At 31.4% G+C, this 19,333-nt stretch carries 19 protein-coding genes and 4 tRNA genes; 1 reads left to right on the top strand and 22 read right to left on the bottom strand.

All coding sequences use genetic code 11. The features are described from left to right. Window positions 1-37: 37 nt before the first annotated feature. From rplL to RT575_RS07505, 15 genes are all read right to left on the bottom strand, one after another. Window positions 38-406: a 50S ribosomal protein L7/L12 gene (rplL, locus tag RT575_RS07575; RefSeq protein WP_019974307.1), complete on the bottom strand. Its 369-nt coding sequence runs from the start codon at window positions 404-406 to the stop codon at window positions 38-40. Window positions 407-452: 46 nt separating this feature from the next. Then, a complete protein-coding gene (gene rplJ / locus RT575_RS07570; RefSeq protein WP_125349460.1) occupies window positions 453-965 on the bottom strand; it encodes a 50S ribosomal protein L10 in 513 nt (170 codons plus the stop codon). A gap of 18 nt (window positions 966-983) precedes the next feature. Further along, window positions 984-1,679, bottom strand: a complete 696-nt coding sequence (rplA, locus tag RT575_RS07565; protein WP_038331070.1) for a 50S ribosomal protein L1 — start codon at window positions 1,677-1,679, stop codon at window positions 984-986. Window positions 1,680-1,696: 17 nt separating this feature from the next. Then, window positions 1,697-2,137, bottom strand: coding sequence for a 50S ribosomal protein L11 (gene rplK / locus RT575_RS07560; protein WP_038331069.1), 441 nt, complete (start codon window positions 2,135-2,137; stop codon window positions 1,697-1,699). A gap of 73 nt (window positions 2,138-2,210) precedes the next feature. After that, entirely contained in the window at window positions 2,211-2,759 is a 549-nt protein-coding gene (gene nusG, locus RT575_RS07555; RefSeq protein WP_219033762.1) for a transcription termination/antitermination protein NusG, read from the bottom strand. 32 nt (window positions 2,760-2,791) lie between these two features. Next, window positions 2,792-2,980 carry a preprotein translocase subunit SecE gene (gene secE, locus RT575_RS07550; protein WP_038331172.1) on the bottom strand — a complete coding sequence of 63 codons (189 nt, stop codon included), beginning with the start codon at window positions 2,978-2,980 and terminating at the stop codon, window positions 2,792-2,794. Between the two features lie 15 nt (window positions 2,981-2,995). Continuing rightward, window positions 2,996-3,066: transfer RNA gene (locus RT575_RS07545), tRNA-Trp, on the bottom strand. A 60-nt stretch (window positions 3,067-3,126) separates the two neighbouring features. Next, window positions 3,127-4,314 (bottom strand): elongation factor Tu, encoded by a 1,188-nt coding sequence (gene tuf / locus RT575_RS07540; RefSeq protein ID WP_313579928.1) that lies wholly within the window; start codon window positions 4,312-4,314, stop codon window positions 3,127-3,129. Between the two features lie 181 nt (window positions 4,315-4,495). Beyond that, a tRNA-Gly gene (locus tag RT575_RS07535) sits at window positions 4,496-4,568 on the bottom strand. 74 nt (window positions 4,569-4,642) lie between these two features. After that, window positions 4,643-4,724: transfer RNA gene (locus tag RT575_RS07530), tRNA-Tyr, on the bottom strand. A gap of 18 nt (window positions 4,725-4,742) precedes the next feature. Then, window positions 4,743-4,816, bottom strand: a tRNA-Thr gene (locus tag RT575_RS07525). Between the two features lie 136 nt (window positions 4,817-4,952). After that, window positions 4,953-5,252 carry a ribosome hibernation-promoting factor, HPF/YfiA family gene (gene hpf, locus RT575_RS07520; protein WP_313383564.1) on the bottom strand — a complete coding sequence of 100 codons (300 nt, stop codon included), beginning with the start codon at window positions 5,250-5,252 and terminating at the stop codon, window positions 4,953-4,955. Beyond that, window positions 5,249-6,154 (bottom strand): tyrosine-type recombinase/integrase, encoded by a 906-nt coding sequence (locus tag RT575_RS07515; protein WP_313383563.1) that lies wholly within the window; start codon window positions 6,152-6,154, stop codon window positions 5,249-5,251. The genes hpf and RT575_RS07515 overlap by 4 nt, the downstream gene beginning before the upstream one ends. A gap of 82 nt (window positions 6,155-6,236) precedes the next feature. Further along, window positions 6,237-6,431, bottom strand: a complete 195-nt coding sequence (rpsU, locus tag RT575_RS07510; RefSeq protein WP_219033764.1) for a 30S ribosomal protein S21 — start codon at window positions 6,429-6,431, stop codon at window positions 6,237-6,239. 67 nt (window positions 6,432-6,498) lie between these two features. Beyond that, window positions 6,499-7,641 carry an acyl-CoA dehydrogenase family protein gene (locus RT575_RS07505; protein WP_313579925.1) on the bottom strand — a complete coding sequence of 381 codons (1,143 nt, stop codon included), beginning with the start codon at window positions 7,639-7,641 and terminating at the stop codon, window positions 6,499-6,501. Window positions 7,642-7,866: 225 nt separating this feature from the next. On the opposite strand from RT575_RS07505, the gene RT575_RS07500 reads away from it, so the two are divergent. Then, complete coding sequence (locus RT575_RS07500) at window positions 7,867-8,511, top strand: OmpW family outer membrane protein (protein ID WP_313383561.1); 645 nt, start codon at window positions 7,867-7,869, stop codon at window positions 8,509-8,511. Window positions 8,512-8,591: 80 nt separating this feature from the next. Here the strand turns inward: RT575_RS07500 and RT575_RS07495 are convergent, their stop codons facing one another. The 7 genes from RT575_RS07495 to RT575_RS07465 all read right to left on the bottom strand — a co-directional run bounded on the left by RT575_RS07495 (window position 8,592) and on the right by RT575_RS07465 (window position 19,309). Continuing rightward, entirely contained in the window at window positions 8,592-9,101 is a 510-nt protein-coding gene (locus RT575_RS07495) for a DUF1440 domain-containing protein (RefSeq protein ID WP_313579924.1), read from the bottom strand. Window positions 9,102-9,151: 50 nt separating this feature from the next. Next, complete coding sequence (locus RT575_RS07490; protein ID WP_313579922.1) at window positions 9,152-10,081, bottom strand: cation diffusion facilitator family transporter; 930 nt, start codon at window positions 10,079-10,081, stop codon at window positions 9,152-9,154. Between the two features lie 57 nt (window positions 10,082-10,138). Then, entirely contained in the window at window positions 10,139-11,767 is a 1,629-nt protein-coding gene (gene pruA / locus RT575_RS07485) for an L-glutamate gamma-semialdehyde dehydrogenase (RefSeq protein ID WP_313579920.1), read from the bottom strand. Window positions 11,768-11,957: 190 nt separating this feature from the next. Beyond that, the gene (locus RT575_RS07480; protein ID WP_313579919.1) at window positions 11,958-14,084 is read right to left on the bottom strand and encodes a S9 family peptidase; all 2,127 of its coding nucleotides are present in this window, start codon (window positions 14,082-14,084) and stop codon (window positions 11,958-11,960) included. A 199-nt stretch (window positions 14,085-14,283) separates the two neighbouring features. Then, complete coding sequence (locus RT575_RS07475; protein WP_313579918.1) at window positions 14,284-15,474, bottom strand: cation:dicarboxylate symporter family transporter; 1,191 nt, start codon at window positions 15,472-15,474, stop codon at window positions 14,284-14,286. Between the two features lie 84 nt (window positions 15,475-15,558). Continuing rightward, complete coding sequence (locus tag RT575_RS07470) at window positions 15,559-16,809, bottom strand: type IX secretion system plug protein domain-containing protein (RefSeq protein WP_313579917.1); 1,251 nt, start codon at window positions 16,807-16,809, stop codon at window positions 15,559-15,561. 91 nt (window positions 16,810-16,900) lie between these two features. After that, a complete protein-coding gene (locus tag RT575_RS07465; RefSeq protein WP_313579916.1) occupies window positions 16,901-19,309 on the bottom strand; it encodes a thiamine pyrophosphate-dependent enzyme in 2,409 nt (802 codons plus the stop codon). Window positions 19,310-19,333: the final 24 nt, after the last annotated feature.

Here is a 19,333-nt window from a genome sequence, read left to right as displayed (position 1 = left end):
GTGTTAGGTCCAAACCTATATTTTTGAGTAATAAAAATTACTTCAATTCTACTACTGCACCAGCTTCTTCTAGCTGTTTCTTTAAAGCTTCAGCTTCGTCTTTAGAAACTGCTTCTTTAACTGTTGCTGGAGTTGAATCTACTAAATCTTTAGCTTCTTTTAATCCTTTTCCAGTTAATTCTTTAACTAATTTAACAACTGCTAATTTAGATGCACCTGCTTCTTTTAAGATTACGTCGAATTCTGATTGCTCTTCAGCAGCTTCACCTGCTCCACCTGCAGCAACAACTACAGCAGCAGCAGCTGGTTCGATTCCGTACTCATCTTTTAAGATTGTAGATAATTCATTAACTTCTAAAACTGTTAAGTTTACTAACTCTTCAGCTAATTTTTTTAAATCTGCCATTTTAATGCTTTTTGTTTTTTAAACTTTTATTTGATATGAGTGTGTCTTATTCTTCTGAAGCTCCTTCTTCTGCTTTTGCAGCCTCTTTGTTCTCTAATTGAGAAACAACAGTTTTGATTGGAGATTGAAGTAACATGATGATGTCTGCGATTAATTCTTCGCGAGATTTCAATGCTACTAATTGTGGTAATTTGTCATCACCTACGAATGTATTATCTTCAATCCAAGCTCCTTTTAAAATAGGTTTTTCAGATTTTTTTCTGAAAGTATCGATTACTTTAGCTGGTGCATTACCAACTTCAGCAGTCATTAATGCTGTATTTCCTTTTAAAGATCCGTAAAGCTCTTCGAAGTTTTTGTCTTCGATTTGCTCCATAGCTTTCTTTAATAAAGTGTTTTTTACTACGCGTAAAGATACATTGCTTTTGAAGCAAGCTCTTCTTAATTCAGTAGTATTAACAGCGTTTAATCCGTCGATATCTGCTAAGTAGATGATTTTTGCTTCTGCTAATACAGCTTGCAATTCATCTATCATATTTGCTTTATCTTGTTTTGTCATTGCCATAATCTACTAATTTTAAGCGTTTACACTTTTTGGATCTACTGATACACCTACAGATTGAGTTGTAGAAAGCGTGATGCTTTTTACATATGTTCCTTTAGCAGCTGTTGGTTTTAATTTAATTAAAGTTTGAATTAATTCATTCGCATTTTCTTTAATTTTATCAGCATCGAAAGATACTTTACCAACTGCAGCGTGGATGATTCCGTAACGGTCTACTTTGAAGTCGATTTTACCTGCTTTTACTTCAGAAACGGCTTTACCAACTTCTAAAGTTACAGTACCTGATTTTGGGTTAGGCATTAATCCACGAGGTCCTAAAACACGTCCTAATGGTCCTAATTTACCCATAACTGCTGGCATAGTAACGATAACGTCAACATCTGTCCAACCTTCTTTAATTTTTTGTAAGTATTCGTCTAATCCTACATAGTCTGCACCTGCTGCTTTAGCTTCTGCTTCTTTGTCTGGAGTAACTAATGCTAATACTTTTACATCTTTACCTGTTCCGTGTGGTAATGAAACTACACCACGAACCATTTGGTTAGCTTTCTTAGGGTCTACACCTAAACGAACTGCTATATCTACAGAAGCATCAAACTTAGCGTAGTTAACTTCCTTTACCAATGATGATGCTTCATCAATAGAGTAAAGTTTGTTTTTTTCTACTTTAGCTAATACCTCTTTTTGTCTTTTTGTTAACTTTGCCATTTCCTAAAATGTTTTAATTATTCTGGAGCTTGCCCACCTTTTACAGTTATACCCATAGAACGTGCAGTTCCAGCAACCATTTTCATAGCAGATTCAACAGTAAAACAGTTCATGTCCGCTAATTTGTCTTCAGCAATAGCTCTAACTTGATCCCAAGTAACAGTACCAACTTTTTGACGGTTTGGTACACCTGATGCTTTTTTCAATTTCGCAGCTTCCATTAACTGAATAGCAGCTGGTGGAGTTTTAATTACGAAATCGAATGATTTGTCTTGATACACAGTAATAACAACTGGTAACACTGCACCTTGTTTTTCTTGTGTACGTCCATTAAATTGTTTACAAAACTCCATGATGTTAACACCTGCAGCACCTAAAGCTGGCCCTACTGGTGGCGAAGGATTTGCTTGTCCTCCTTTAACTTGAAGTTTTACAACTTTTTCAATTTTTTTTGCCATTTTTTTAATTCTTAAAATTAAGCGTTATGTGGAAGCAGCCTAAATTTCTACTTTTAATTTGTTGATAGATTGATTATGCAATCTTTTCAACTTGGTTAAAACTTAACTCTAGTGGTGTTTTACGTCCGAAGATTAAAACCATCACTTCAAGTTTACGTTTATCTTCAATGATTTTTTCAACTGTTCCGTTGAAGCCATTGAATGGTCCGTCGATTACTTTTACAGTTTCTCCTACGATGTAAGATATTCCTAAGTTTGTATCAACGTTTTCTGCTAATTCGTCAACTTTACCTAACATTCGGTTAACTTCCGATTGTCTCATTGGTACAGGATCACCTCCTTTCGTTGCACTCAAAAAGCTAATTACACCTGATGTATTCTTTACCATGTGAGGAATTTCCCCTACAAGTTCGGCTTCTATCATGATGTAACCAGGAAAGTGTACTTTTTCCTTTTGATATTTTTTACCGTTACGGATTTGAATCACTTTTTCCATAGGAACAACAATTTGTCCTACATAATCATTCAAATTTTGGTACTGAATTTCTCTTTCAATATAATCCTTAACTTTCAGCTCTTGTCCAGCTACAGTCTTGATTACATACCATTTCTTTTCACTCATGATTCTAATTACTAAACGGGATATTTTACAAACTAAAAAGCGCCGTAGATAAAGTTAAGCACTTGTGTGAATAATGTATCTACCGCATATAAAAATATAGCTAACAAAACTGTAGCTATTGCAACAATAATTGTGTCTCTTTGTAGATCTGAGAATGATGGCCATGTAACATGATCTTTAAATTCTACAAAGGAATCTTTAAAATATTGTACGACTTTCATATCGTTTTCATTTAGCACGGGCACAAGGATTCGAACCCTGATCAACGGTTTTGGAGACCGCTATTCTACCATTGAACTATGCCCGTAGATAAAAAGAGTGGTAATCATTGAAGATTACCACATCTTCTATATTATATTTTGACTAATTAGTCTAAAATTTCAGTTACCTGACCAGCACCAACTGTACGTCCACCTTCACGGATTGCGAAACGTAAACCTTCGTTTAATGCGATTGGTTGTAATAATTCAACTGTAATAGTTAAGTTATCTCCTGGTAAAACCATCTCAACTCCTTCTGGTAAGTTGATTTCCCCTGTTACGTCAGTTGTACGTACGTAGAACTGTGGACGGTAACGGTTATGGAATGGAGTGTGACGACCACCTTCTTCTTTAGTTAAGATATAAACCTCAGCTTTGAATTTTTTGTGTGGTTTAACAGATCCTTGTTTTGCGATAACCATACCACGACGGATGTCAGTTTTATCAACACCACGTAATAATAAACCTACGTTATCACCAGCTTCACCTCTATCTAAGATTTTACGGAACATTTCAACACCTGTTACAGTAGAAGATAATTTTTCTTCACCCATACCTACGATATCAACTGCTTCTCCTGAGTTAATAACTCCAGCTTCGATACGTCCTGTAGCAACAGTACCACGACCTGTAATAGAGAATACATCTTCGATAGGCATTAAGAATGGTTTATCTGCATCACGAACTGGTAATTCAATCCACTCATCAACAGAGTTCATTAAATTCATTACAGTTTCAACCCATTGAGGTTCACCATTTAATGCACCTAAAGCAGAACCTTGAATAACAGGAGTGTTATCTCCATCATATTCGTAAGAAGATAATAAATCTCTTACTTCCATTTCTACTAATTCTAATAACTCAGCATCGTCAACCATATCAACTTTGTTTAAGAAAACAACGATACGAGGAACGTTTACTTGGCGACATAATAAGATGTGCTCACGAGTTTGAGGCATTGGACCATCAGTAGCAGCTACTACTAAGATACCACCATCCATTTGAGCAGCTCCTGTAACCATGTTTTTTACGTAATCCGCGTGACCTGGACAGTCAACGTGTGCGTAGTGACGGTTAGCAGTTTCATACTCTACGTGAGATGTATTAATTGTAATACCACGCTCTTTTTCTTCTGGAGCATTATCGATTTGATCGAAAGCTTTTGCTTCTGAATAACCAGCATCAGCTAATACTTTAGTAATCGCTGCAGTCAAAGTTGTTTTACCGTGGTCAACGTGACCAATAGTACCAATATTTAAGTGCGGCTTATTACGGTTGAATGTTTCCTTTGCCATTTTACTTTTTATTAATTTCTATTGTTATACTTAAATTATAAAAAAATAACTTTATTTTTTCCTGTGCAAAAATACACATTTTAATTGAAATAAAGATATTTATTTTTGACTCGCGTTAACCTTGGCTTAAATGAATAAACAACCAGCTAAAAGATTAACTACACTGGCGAACCAGAATTTGAGCGGGAAACGAGACTCGAACTCGCAACATTCAGCTTGGAAGGCTGACGCTCTACCAATTGAGCTATTCCCGCGTTTTTTATTTTCAAAACTTTGCAAAGCTAAATATTAATTAGCAAACTACAAAAGATTAAAAAAATAATTATCGTGGGGAGAGCAGGATTCGAACCTGCGAAGGTGAAACCAACGGATTTACAGTCCGTCCTCGTTGGCCGCTTGAGTATCTCCCCAACCTTATATTTTTACTGAGCCGATAGAGGGACTCGAACCCACGACCTGCTGATTACAAATCAGCTGCTCTAGCCAGCTGAGCTACATCGGCATAAAAATACTATAATTCTACTTTAATATAAAAGAACAGTCCGTTAAATATCTTTGTTTAACGGACTGCAAATTTACGTTGTTTTTTGAATTAACCAAATTTTTAATACTTTTTTTTAGTTAATTTTTATTTTTATTTATCGATCACTGATCTTTTCTTTTTTTCGGATAATTAGTTTTTTTAATGTATCTACTGACAAATCAATACATTCCTCAAAAGACTGACCTGTTTTACTCACTACAATATCGTCTCCTGGTACTTCCAATTTAATATCCACTGTTTTATTACTTTTTTCTGAAGTATTCTCTAATTTAAATGAAACATTAGCTGCAATAATTTTATCAGACAAAGTTTCTAATTTTTCTAATTTTTTACTTAAATACTCTTCTAAACCAGGTTTAGTATTAAAGTTTACTGCTTGAAAGTTAATTGTCATAATTCTTCGTTTTTGTTCTCACGTGGGTGAGCTTTGTTAAACACTTTTTTTAAATTTTCTATACTACCATGTGTATAAATTTGAGTAGACGACAAACTTGAATGCCCTAATATATCTTTTACAGCATTCAGATCTGCTCCTGAATCTAACATATGGGTTGCGAAAGAATGTCTCAACATATGTGGACTTTTTTTATTCTTTACACTTATAAGACTAAGATAATGCTTTACTTTAGAATAAACAAGAGTATCGTACAAAGGTTTTCCTTTTTCAGTTACAAAAACATTCGTACATTGTAAAGTTATTTCCTGATGTTTTTTATTGTTATAATTATTTATATCTATCAATAACAAACTAGAAATAGGAATAATTCTTTCTTTATTTCTCTTTCCTAATACTTTTATAACTAATAATTCAGAATCAATATCACTTTCTTTAAGATTTATCAACTCTGCTCTCCTCATACCTGTTTGATACATCATATCAATCATTAAACGATCACGAATACCATCAAATGTTTCAGGAAAAAAATCATCATTATTTAATAAATCATTCAATTCTGCCTGAGTAAAAGGTATTAAAACTTGTTTATTTTGTTTCAATGAATGAATTTGTTCTATCGGATTGATTGATAAATGTTTTTCTCTAATAAGATACTTAAAGAAACTACGTAGTGAGCTTAATTTTCTATTAACTGTTTTCTCAGATTTTTTCTCTTCTGATAAATACATTATAAATGCCCTTATATGATTTTTTTTAGCTAAATGTATATTATCCGAGTTCTCTTCTTGTGTATAAAAGGATAAAAAATCTTCTAAATCTTTTTTATAACTTGTAATTGTAAGTACAGAATATTTTTTTTCGTACGCTAAATAATCTAAAAATTGCTGAATAAACTCCATAAAAAAAACCTATTTATCAAAGTTACAACTTTAATAAATAGGTCAACAGAAATTAATTTCTTTATATTGTTTAAAACAATTTTTAAGCTTCTTCTTGAGCTAATAAAGATTGTTTGTAAATAGCACGACTTAATTGTTGTCTTTTTGCTACAGAAGGTTTTGTAAATTGTTGACGAGATCTTAATTGACGAACAACTCCTGTTTTATCAAATTTTCTTTTGTATTTTTTTAATGCTCTTTCTATAGACTCTCCGTCTTTTACTGGTATAATTAACATAATATTATCTATTTCTTTTTAAGATGGCAAATATACAACTCTTTAGTAATTAAACAAATCGTTTTTATTAATCTTTTAAAATATTTCTTCCAATAACTAATTTTTGTATTTCTGTAGTTCCTTCTCCTATCGTACAAAGCTTAGAATCACGATAAAATTTTTCTACTGGAAAATCTTTTGTATAACCATATCCTCCAAAAATCTGAAGTGCTTCACTTGATATTTTCACACAAGCTTCTGATGCATAGTACTTGGCCATAGCACCTTCTGTTGACATTGGTTTGTTATTGTTTTTTAAATAAGCAGCTTTATAAATTAATAATTCTGAAGCATCAATTTCAGTTCTCATTTCAGCTAATTTAAAATTAATAGCTTGAAAATTTGCTATTACTGTTCCAAATTGCTCTCTTTCCTTTGCATATTTCAACGCTGCTTTATATGCTCCTTTAGCAATACCTAACGATAATGCTGCTATAGAAATTCGACCTCCATCTAATATTTTAAGAGCTTGTTTAAACCCATCTCCTACTTCACCTAATCTATTTTCATCAGGAATTCTTACATTATCAAAAATTAGCTCTGCTGTTTCAGAAGCCCTCATTCCTAATTTATTTTCTTTTTTTCCTGAAGAAAAACCTAGAGTTCCTTTCTCTACAACAAATGCAGTTGAATTATTTTTCTCTCCTTTATTACCTGTTCTTGTCATAACAACTGCTATGTCTCCAGATATTGCATGTGTAATAAAGTTTTTAGCTCCATTTATTACCCAAGAATCTCCATCTTTTACTGCTGTAGTGGACATTCCTCCTGCATCAGATCCTGTATTATGCTCTGTTAATCCCCAAGCCCCAATAGTTTGTCCTGATGCTAATTGTGGTAACCAACGCTTTCTTTGTTCTTCATTACCAAATTCTAAAATATGATTTGTACACAAAGAATTATGAGCAGCTACTGATAATCCTATTGAAGGATCTACTTGAGAAAGTTCATCTATTATTACAATATACTCGTCATAAGATAATGCAAAACCTCCATACTCTTCAGGAACTAAAACCCCCATAAATCCCATTTTTCCCATTTCTTTAAAAACTTCTATAGGGAATTCTTGAGATTCGTCCCAATCCATTATATACGGTTCAATATATTGCAATGCAAAGTCTTTTACAGACTGTTTTATTAATGATAGATTCTCGTTTTCTAAAAAATTCATTTATTGAGTTAACTTTTTCCAAAAATAATAAAAATATTTTCAACAAAATTAATACGATTCATCTCTAATTTTTAATCATTAAAAACTATTGACTATCAGCGTTTTTAAGTTAATATTTTTTCTAAAAAAAACAAATGTTTAAAGTCATTTCAAGAAATGATTTTTAGCATTTTAATTCGGATAAATTTATCTGAATTTTGTTTCAAGAATAATAACAAAGATTTTATGAAAAAAGGATTATACTTATTAGGTGCGTTAATTACTTCAATAATGTCTTACGGACAAGAAGCAGGAGAATTACATATGCGAGTAAGAGCAACTGGAGTTGTACCTATGGAAAGTGCAAAAATAGGAACTATAGGTGGTGATGTAGCTGTAACAAATGATTTGATTCCAGAAGTAGACTTTACTTATTATTTCACTAAAAATATTGCTGCAGAATTAATATTAGGTACATCTCAACATAGTGTTACTGCTGTAAATACAGCATTAGGTAACTTAGATTTAGGACGAGTTATGCTACTTCCTCCTACATTAAATGTACAATATCATATATATCCTACTAAAAATTTAAAACCATATATAGGTGCAGGTGTTAACTATACTATATTCTACAATCAAGGTCAAGGAAAAGGAAGAAATGCTGCCATTACCGATGTGAAATATGATAATAAATTTGGATGGGCATTTCAATTTGGATTTGACTACAAAATAAATGATAAACTGTACTGGAATGTTGATGTTAAAAAGATGTACGTAAATACTGATGTTACTGTAGGTGCCAATGTTGGAGAACAAATATATTTACCTGCAAAAGTGGATTTAAATCCATGGCTAATAAGTACAGGTATAGGATTTAGATTATTTTAATTTTTTTTAGATTATATATTTTGCTTTTAAGAGAAAAGGAACTACTAAAAAAGTAGTTTCTTTTCTCTTTTTATTTTTAATTACTTAGTAAGATAAACATTCTTATCTTCTGTTTGTGTATAAATTCTTATTAAATCTATTGACCATGCCCAGATTATATGTCCAAATAATTCAGAAATATGTTCTTCTATTGGCTGTTCTGAAGCTGGTGGTACAACTCCCATTAATGGCATTATTATGAAATGAAAAAGGACATAAACAATAACTCCATATAATGCACCATGGTATAAAGAAATAAATTTAAACCTTTCGAATAGCCAATAATATAACCATGCAAATACAAAACAAAAACCAAAATGAATAATAAAACTATTTATTGGTCGGGCTTGTTCACTAAAAATATATGAATAATGTGTGATGTCTTCAGAAAAACCCAATTTTTGTAATAGAGCTTGAGGTGGATTTGTTAGTTCTCTTTGAGGAGTTCTTGGTGGAAAAGGGACTTCCCAACCGAATTTAACAAAAGAAGATAATATTCCTCCTAAAATTGTAGCTTTTAAAAGTGGTATTTTTTGACTAAATCTTATCATAAAATATAAATAATTAATAAATCGACTTATACAAAAATAAGTAAATCATTTTAATCCTCTGTTCGCTTATCTTTTATATTATTCTGTCTTAAATATTCTCTAACAGATAAAAATGTTGGTTCAATATGAATTAATACATCCTTAACTTGTTTCATTTGAACTTGAACAGCATCTTTTAGATTATGACTAATTTCGTGACCTTCAACAACAGAAATATTACCATCTACAATAGCATGTAAATCAACATAATAATCCATTCCACTTTTACGAACATTACATTTTTCTGTTGCGATTATACCTGGAACAGTTAAAGCTATTTTCCTTATTTGCTCTATCTCATCATCATATAATTGTTCGTCCATTATTTCCCCTAAAGCAGGACGTAAAATTTTATAAGCATTATATAGAATAAAGGTAGAAGCTAATAAAGCTGCAACATCATCTGCTGCTTCCCAACCATTACCCATAGCAAGAGAAATAGAAATACCTATAAAAGCCATTAAAGACGTAATAGCATCCGAGCGATGATGCCAAGCATCTGCTTTTAAAGATGAACTATTTGTTTCTTTACTTTTCCTCATAACATATTGAAAAGATAATTCTTTGAAAAGGATTATGCCCCCTAAAACCAATAAAGTAAATGGTGCTGGTTGATGATGTGGGGTAAGAATATTCTTTACACTTTCTATCCCAATGATTACTGCAGAAACAATTAAAAATGTAACTACTAAAAATGTAATCAAAGCTTCTGCTTTACCATGACCATAAGGATGGTTTTCATCCGCGGGGCGTGAAGAATACTTGAGTCCTAAAAAAACAAATATTGAAGAAAAGACATCTGCAGATGATTCTATTGCATCAGCAATAAGCGCATAAGAATTACCAAAAAATCCAGCCAAAAACTTTATTATAGCCAATGACGCATTTCCTAATATACTAAAAATTGAAGCTTTTATTGCTTTTTCAGAATTATCGTTCATAACAAAAAAATAAGCCCTACAAATGTAAGGCTTATTATAAATTTTATAGATTAAATATTATTTTTCTAAAAAAGGATATTTATAATCTTTAGCTGGAACAAAAGTTTCTTTTATTGTTTGAACAGAAGTCCAACGTAATAAATTCATTGCAGAACCTGCTTTATCATTAGTCCCTGAAGCACGAGCTCCACCAAATGGTTGTTGTCCTACTACAGCTCCTGTTGGTTTATCGTTAATATAAAAATTACCACAAGCATTCTTTAATGCTCTTGAAGCTAATTCAACAGCAGAGCGTTCTTTAGCGAAAATAGATCCTGTTAATGCATAAGCCGAAGTTTCATCAACTAATTTTAATGTTGCTTCAAAATCATTCTCATCATATACATAAACAGAAAGAACAGGTCCAAAAATTTCTTCTACAATAGATTCGTACTGAGGATTAGTTACTTTTATAACTGTAGGATGTACAAAATAACCTACAGAATCGTCATATGTTCCTCCAATTACAATCTCTGCTTCCGAAGATGCTTTTGCTCTTTCGATATATCCTTTAGATTTCTCGAAAGAATTTTTATCAATAACAGCTGTTACAAAATTCGAAAAATCTTCTGGTGAACCAATAGTAACAGTTGCTAACATTTCTTTCATTTGTTTTAAAACCTCATCCCATAAATTTGATGGAATATAAGCTCTAGAAGCTGCTGAACATTTTTGTCCTTGGTACTCAAATGCTCCACGAACTAAACCTACTGCAACTTCTGTAGGACAAGCTGATTTGTGTGCTACAACAAAATCTTTTCCTCCTGTTTCTCCTACAATTCTAGGGTAAGTTCTATATTTATCTATATTGTTTCCTATTTGTTGCCATAAAGCATTAAAAACTTTTGTAGAACCAGTAAAATGTAATCCCGCAAAATCTTTATGCTCTAAAACAGTTTTTGCTGTTTCTGCTCCATCAGTTAAAACTAAATTGATAACTCCATCTGGTAATCCAGCTTTTTTGAAGATATCCATTGTTATTTTAGCTGCTAAAACTTGTTTGTCTGATGGTTTCCAAACAACAACATTTCCCATTAAAGCCATACAAGATGGTAAATTCCCTGCGATAGCAGTAAAATTAAATGGTGTTATTGCAAATGTAAACCCTTCTAATGGTCTATAATCTACACGGTTCCAAATCCCTGGCGAAGAAATTGGTTGATCTGCATAGATTTCTGTCATGTACTGAACATTGAAACGTAAAAAATCTATTAACTCACAAGCTGAATCAATTTCTGCTTGCATTGCATTTTTAGATTGACCTACCATTGTTGCAGCATTTAATTTTGCTCTATATGGACCAGCAATTAAATCTGCAGCTTTTAAAAATATTGCCGCTCTATCTTCCCATGGCAAAGCTACCCAAGCTTCTTTTGCAGCTAATGCTGTATCAATAGCTTTTTTTACATCTTCTTGAGTTCCTTCGTGGTAATAACCTACAACTTTTTGATGATCGTGTGGTGGTCTAATTTCTTTTTTATTACCACTAAAAACTTCTTCAGAACCAATATACTGAGGAACCTCTGTTACTTGACTATACAATTCTTTGTATGCGTCCAATAATTGTGCACGTTCTGGAGAACCTTTTGCATATGATTTTACCTCTTCATTAACTGCTTGAGGAATTTGAGCAAATGACTTTGACATTTTTATTATTTTGTTTGTTTATATTCTACTAAAAACCAAATTTACGAAAATAAATGAAAATCTAACTGAAGATATAGAACTCCCTATAAACATAAAAATATTAAAACTATTCTTCAATAATGAATTTTAATTTATGATTTTATAAAAAAATGTCTGTTTGAAAAATCTTTCAAAACAGACATTTTATTTTTTATTTTATTATTCCTTCTAACTTAAATAAGAATGCATAAACCATTGCAACATCTTTCAAATAATCAAATCTTCCTGATGCGCCTCCATGTCCATAATCCATATCTGTCTTTAATAATAAAACATTTTTATCTGTTTTTAAATCTCTGAGTTTAGCAACCCATTTTGCAGGTTCGAAATACTGTACTTGAGAATCGTGTAATCCTGTTGTCACTAATATATTTGGATAATTTTTAGCTTCTACATTTTCGTAAGGAGAATAAGATTTCATATAAAAATATGCCTCTTTATTGTTTGGATTTCCCCATTCATCATATTCATTGGTAGTTAATGGTATACTTTCGTCTAGCATTGTATTCACAACATCTACAAAAGGAACTTGAGAAACAACTCCTTTCCATAAGTCTGGTCTTAAATTAGCTATTGCTCCCATTAACAGACCTCCTGCTGAACCTCCTTGAGCAAATAAGTGCTGAGGAGATGTAAATTTTTGTTGAACCAAGAAATCTCCTACATCTACAAAATCTGTAAATGTATTTTTCTTTTTCATCATTTTACCATCTTCATACCATTGTCTACCCATTTCTTGTCCACCACGAATATGTGCTATAGCATAAGCAAATCCTCTATCCAAAAGACTTAGTCTTACACTACTAAATGTTGCATCCATAGAACTACCATAAGAACCGTAGGCATATAATAACAATGGATTTTTACCATTTTTCTGTAAACCTTTTTTATAAACAATAGATATCGGAATTTTAGTTCCATCCTTTGCTGTTGCAAATAATCTTTCGGTTACATAATTTTCTTTATTATATCCTCCAACTATTTCTTGTTGTTTTAATAATTCTCTTTTCCCTGTCTTTAAATTTTCATCGTATGTAGAGCTTGGTGTAATAAGGGATGTATAACCAAAACGAAAAATCTCTGTATTGTACTCAGGATTATTTGATGGATAAATTGTATATGCAGCCTCATCAAATTTTACAGGTTTTTGTTTTTTCGTTTTACGGTCATAAATAATAAATTGATTCAATCCATTTTCTCTTTCTGTAAAAACAAAGAAATCTTTGAAAACACTTACATCTTCTAACAATACATTTTTACGATGAGGAATAAAATCTTTCCAATTTTCTACAGAAGTTTTATTGAGAGATGTTTCTACTACTTTGAAATTAAGTGCATCTTTATTTGTTACAACAAGAAACTTATCTTCTAATGGAATAACATCGTATAAAATGTCTTTTAACCTTGGTTGAAAGATTTTAAATTCTCCGTTTGGTTTATCTGCATCTAATAATCTTGATTCTGAAGATGTTGTAGAACCAGAAGAAATAATGATATATTGTTGATTTTTGGATTTTGATACTCCAATATAATTTGTTTTATCTTTTTCTTCATAAACAACAGCATCCTTAGAAGACTCTGTTCCTAATATATGACGAACTATTTTTTCTGATAATAATGTTTCTACATTCTTTGAAGTATAGAAAATGGTTTTATTATCGTTTGCCCAAACAGCATAGCCAGATGTGTTTTTTATTCCTAAATCGGTTGTTTTTCCTGTTGTTAAATCTTTTAGAAAAAGTTTATATTGTCTTCTAGAAACATCGTCGACACCATAAATTAATTTTGTATTATCTGGACTAATACTAAATCCACTTGCGGCATAGTATTTATATCCTTCAGCTAGTTTATCTACATCTAAAAGAATTTCTTCTGGTGCTAATAAACTCCCTTTTTTACGGCAGTATTTGAAATATTGTTTTCCTTCTTCTGTTTTTGAATAATAGTAATATCCATTTCTGAAAACGGGTAAAGATTCGTCTTTTTCCTTGATACGACCTTTCATTTCTTGAAAAAGATTTTCTCGGAATTGATCAGTATCTTTCATCATCGCATTTAAATAGTTATTTTCTGCTGTAAGATAATTGACAACTTTTGTTGAATCTTTTCCTTTTTTAAAATAATCTATCATCCAATAATATGGGTCATTTACTTTATCTCCATGAATGTCTCTAATGTGATTTTGTTTTTCTGCTACGGGTGGTTTTATTTCTGGCCAAACCTGTGCATTGATTAAAGAAGCTACTGAAAGTACCGAAGCACTTATTATTTTCTTCATATTTATACTTTGTTAATAGATTATTAGTGAACTAAATATAGTTATTTTTTGGTAACATATGCTATTATATTTTATGTTTCAATGCAATAATGATTGAAGTGACATCCTTTTACAACAACAGGAAATTAAGATTAACTTAATTTCCTGTTGTTGTAAAAGATATAGCGGGAAAGCACGACCGAAGGGATTGCCCTAAAAATTAGTTTTCTAAAACTTGACTACTTGATAGTTGATTTTTATCTGCATAGGAGCTGAGATATAAAGTAAGTGCACCATCACTTGTTATATTATGTGTAGTTCCAAAACTATCTAATAATGCAAAAATAGTAATCATAAGCGCAGTCCCTGCTTCATCTATTCCCAATACAGCATGAATTAATCCTAATGATGTTATTAATGTTCCTCCTGGCAAACCTGGAGCTGCTATTGCAAATATTCCTAATAAAGGTATGAATATAAGTAGTTGTTCTATACTTGGCATCGCACCATACAACAGTTGGGATACAGCTAATGATAGGAAAACGACATCGAGAATAGAACCAACGAAATGTATATTGCCGAATAATGGAATAGCAAAATTTCTTACATCTTCACGTAATACTGGACTTTTCTTTGTTTCTTCTATTGCTATTGCTAAACTAGCTGCAGATGATTGTGTTCCTAGAGCTGTAAGAATTACTGGACCATAATATTTAAGAACTTGCCAAGGATTTTTACCTGAATACAATCCAGCTAATAAATATAATATTGAGATCCAAGTAATGTGACATACTATTGTGATAAGTAATATGGCAAAAAATATTGGTAATCTTTCGGCTAATGCACCTTCATAAGCAAGTACACTAAAGTTTGCTGCTATAAAAAATGGTAATAATGGTAATAGGAATTTTTTTACCATTGTGAATACAAGATTCTGAAATTCATATAGAGCTGCTTCTATTTTATCAGCTTTTGTCCAGATGATAGATAATCCTAATAAAAATGCTAGTACTAATGCACTAAGAACTGACATTAATGGAGGAATATCTAAACGAAATATCATTTCCGGTAATTCTTTTACCGTTTCTGTTGTTGGAGCAATATTAAGAAATGGTATTGTTATATAACCTACAATTGCAGCAAATGTAGCACTACCTACACATGATGCGTAAGCTAATAGCAAAGCTGTACTTAATAATTTTGATGCATTTTTTTTTAAACGAGTTATAGATGGTGTTATAAAACCAAAAATAAGTAATGGAATTAGAAAGAATATTATTTGTCCTAAAACATGTTTTATAGGAAGTATTATACTTATTACATTTTCACTTGCAATTTTTCCAATTAGCAATCCTAATAATACTGCTATAAATAGTCGAAATGTTGTTCCTGAGAGTAATTTTTTTATCATAGATTTTTAAATTAAAGTGCTAAATTAATTTAAAGTCTATAAAATTTATAGAGTTTTATGATTTATTTTTAATTAAAAAAATATTTATCTCCTAGAGTTACCTGTTCCAAATCCCATCAAAACATCATATCTTTTTCCCCAAGAGCGATAATAAAATAATGCTTGATATTGATTTTCTGTTTGCCAAAAACTTCCACTGATGTAAGTAGGATCTATTTTTCCTGTCTTTGTATTTTTTACCACATATTGATAATTATAATATCCTTGTTTTAAAAATAATTCAGTCACCCATAAGCCTGAATCATCATTTTTTAATCTAGAATTATCATCAATAGACCAATTATTAAACGCACCTACAACATAAGGTACATATAATCCATTTTGATCATCAAATGCATCAAGAGCAAAATAAACCCAAGAATAATCTGCTTCAGAATTTGCCGCATACTCGTTTCCAAAACGATTATTACGAATATAAAAATTACCATTAATATCTGGATAATCGTTATAAGGTAAATTATAACCTGGAATATCTGGTCGTAAAACAGTATGATAAACACTATCTTTTCTAAATGTTTTTTCAGTTGTCATACTAGCTACTTCCAAATTTTTATTATCAAACCAATTATATTCTGCTCCTCCTGGAAATAAAATATCTGGATTATTATAAGTCAATTGATTATTTCTTGCAAATGTTGGTCGATCAACAAAATAGCTATCTTTCCAATTATTATTCTTCATTAAAAACAACTTTGCTCCATCTGGAACTTCTGTTAAATTTTGAGTTCCACTAATCACATTTACTTGTAATCTTTGATTAAGTGCTGGAATTGTAGGATTATTAAATCTAGACACCATCATATCTATATCTGTTAATGGTTCATAAACAGCAAATCGTTGAGTAAACAATGGTTGATCAGGATTATTCAAATACACCTTTAATAAATAATTTCCAGGTAATTTTACATTCATTTGTTGATTAGGAAATTGAATTTGATAATTCGTATAACGTTGGTATGTATTAAAAGAATTTTTATGAGTTCTAGCATAATCAGAACTAATACCGTCTAAATACTCTGATTGAAATATTCCAGACTCTGACCAATCCGCATTTCTATGTTCTATTGCATATTGATACCTTTGATAACCTGCATTTACATCATCAAACAAAAAAAGTAAATATTCATCTGATTTCAATCTAATTATAGGTGTATTATCATTTGATTGAGGATTGAATATTTGTAAACTTTTTATATTATTTGGTGGTTGTACTTCATTATATTGACTAAAAACAACAATACTCATAAAATAAAATATAATAGTATAAATTTTCATTTTTCTTAGGTTTTTATATTGTAAAAGTACAAAAAAAGCGTATGTTCTATTCATAAGAACATACGCTATATATAACTTAAATTATTTATTTTTAGTACAAAGGAGGAAATTCATTCGGTTTTGCTTCACTAATAACTTCATATACTTTTTCTACAATATCATCTACAGATGGTTTAGAGAAATAATCTCCATCTGTAGCGTAAGCTGGTCTATGAGCCTTAGCTGTAACAGTAACCGGTGCACTATCTAAAGTGAAATATCCAGCCTGCTTTTCAATAATTTCTTGTAATAAAAATGCGCTTGCTCCTCCTGGAACATCTTCATCAACAATAACTAAACGATTTGTTTTAGTTAAACTCTTTGCAACATCTCCATTTATATCAAAAGGTAATAAAGACTGAGCATCTATAACTTCTGCAGAAATACCTAATTGTTCTAATTCTTTTGCTGCTTGCATAACAATACGCCAAGTAGAACCATAGGTTAGAATTGTAATATCAGTACCTCCCTTAGTTACTTCTACTTCTCCAATTGGAGTAGTAAATTCTCCTATATTAGTTGGAACTGGCTCTTTTAAGCGATAACCATTAAGACTTTCTACAACAATAGCTGGCTCATCTGCTTGTAATAATGTATTATAAAATCCTGCAGCTTTTGTTAAATCTCTAGGGACTAAAACATTTACACCACGAACTAAATTTAAAATCCCTCCCATTGGAGACCCTGAATGCCAAATACCTTCCAATCTATGTCCTCTGGTACGTATAATAACTGGTGCTTTTTGAGTTCCACAAGAACGATAGAAAACTGTTGCGAGATCATCCGAAATACCTTGCAAACAATATAGAATATAATCTAGATATTGTATTTCTGCAATTGGTCGTAAACCACGCATTGCTAATCCAATTCCTTGTCCTAAAATAGTTGCTTCTCTAATTCCAGTATCAGAAATTCTATCAATACCAAATTTTTCTTGTAAGCCTTCTAATCCTTGATTTACATCTCCAATATTACCTGCATCTTCACCAAAAACTAAAGCTTTAGGATATTTTGTAAAAAGTTTTTCAAAATTATTACGCACAATAACACGTCCATCTTCTAAATCAGGACTATCAGAATATATAGGAGCTATTTGGTTAACCTTTGTAGCTGTTCCAGAAACTAAACCTGCAGAATACTTTTGTTCTTCTAGCTTCAGATTATTTGATAACCAATCATTAACAGCTATTTTAGAATTTAAATCTTCTAATCTTACTAGTCGAAAAACTTTACGAACAGTAGAATAAACATCTCTTTTGAAAGGACTTTTTTTAGCTTTCAAATTATTAATTTCTATCTGAATAAAAGCAGCATTAGAGCTTTCTTCTGCTATTTTCTCTAATAAATCTATTGCTTGATTTTTTAATTCTAGAATAGGATTTAGATAATCATTCCAACATTGTTTTTGAGATGATTTAACTTCAGCTTTTATTTCAGCTTCTAATTGATCTAATTCTTCTTCTGTAATAATTGACTGATTATCAAAAGCTAAAATATACTCACGGAATTTTGTAATTCCATCATATTCTTTTTCCCAGTTTAATCGATCTTCAGATTTATAACGTTCATGAGAACCAGAAGTTGAATGTCCTTGTGGTTGTGTACATTCTTGTACATGAACGATACAAGGTATATGGTGTTCTCTTGCTAATTTTTCAGCACGAGAATAAGCTTCAATTAGTCCAGGATAATCCCATCCTTTTACTGTTATTATCTCATATCCTCTTTCATTATCATTTCTTTGAAAACCAGATAACAATTCAGATAAATTAGATTTTGTACGTTGATATTCAGCTGGAACAGATATTCCATATCCATCATCCCAAATAGAAATTATCATAGGAATTTGTAATACACCTCCTGCATTTACAGTTTCCCAGAAATGACCTTCAGAAGTACTTGCATCACCAATTGTTCCAAAGCCAATCTCATTCCCATTTACAGAAAAATTTTGTTCTTTATCAGCTTCAGGAACATTACGATAATATTTTGATGCTTGGGCTAACCCTAATAATCTAGGCATTTGTCCTGCTGTTGGAGAAATATCTGAACTTGAATTCTTCTGAGCAGTAAGTTTTTTCCAAGATCCATCTTCGTTTAAAGAACGAGTAGCAAAATGAGAAGTCATTTGTCTTCCTCCTGATGCTGGTTCTTTTTCTAAGTCTGTAAAAGCATATAATTGAGCAAAAAACTCTTCAACTTTCAATTCTCCTATAGCAAACATAAATGTCTGATCTCTATAGTATCCTGAACGAAAATCTCCATTTCTGAACACTTTTGCCATTGCAATTTGTGGTAATTCTTTTCCATCACCAAAAATTCCAAACTTAGCTTTCCCTGTCAGAACTTCTCTTCTACTTAAAAGACTTACCTCTCGAGATAAAAAAGCTATTCTATAATCACTTATAATTTGACTTTTAAATTCTTCGAAGGTAATTTTATTTACCTCTTGTGTTTCCATTTCTTTTGTTTGTTGCAAAACAAA

Origin of the sequence: Chishuiella sp. (genome assembly GCF_032109125.1) — a bacterium.
Lineage (GTDB): Bacteria > Bacteroidota > Bacteroidia > Flavobacteriales > Weeksellaceae > Empedobacter.
Note: the sequence above shows the minus strand (reverse complement) of the source record. Positions and strands in the feature narration are given on the sequence as shown.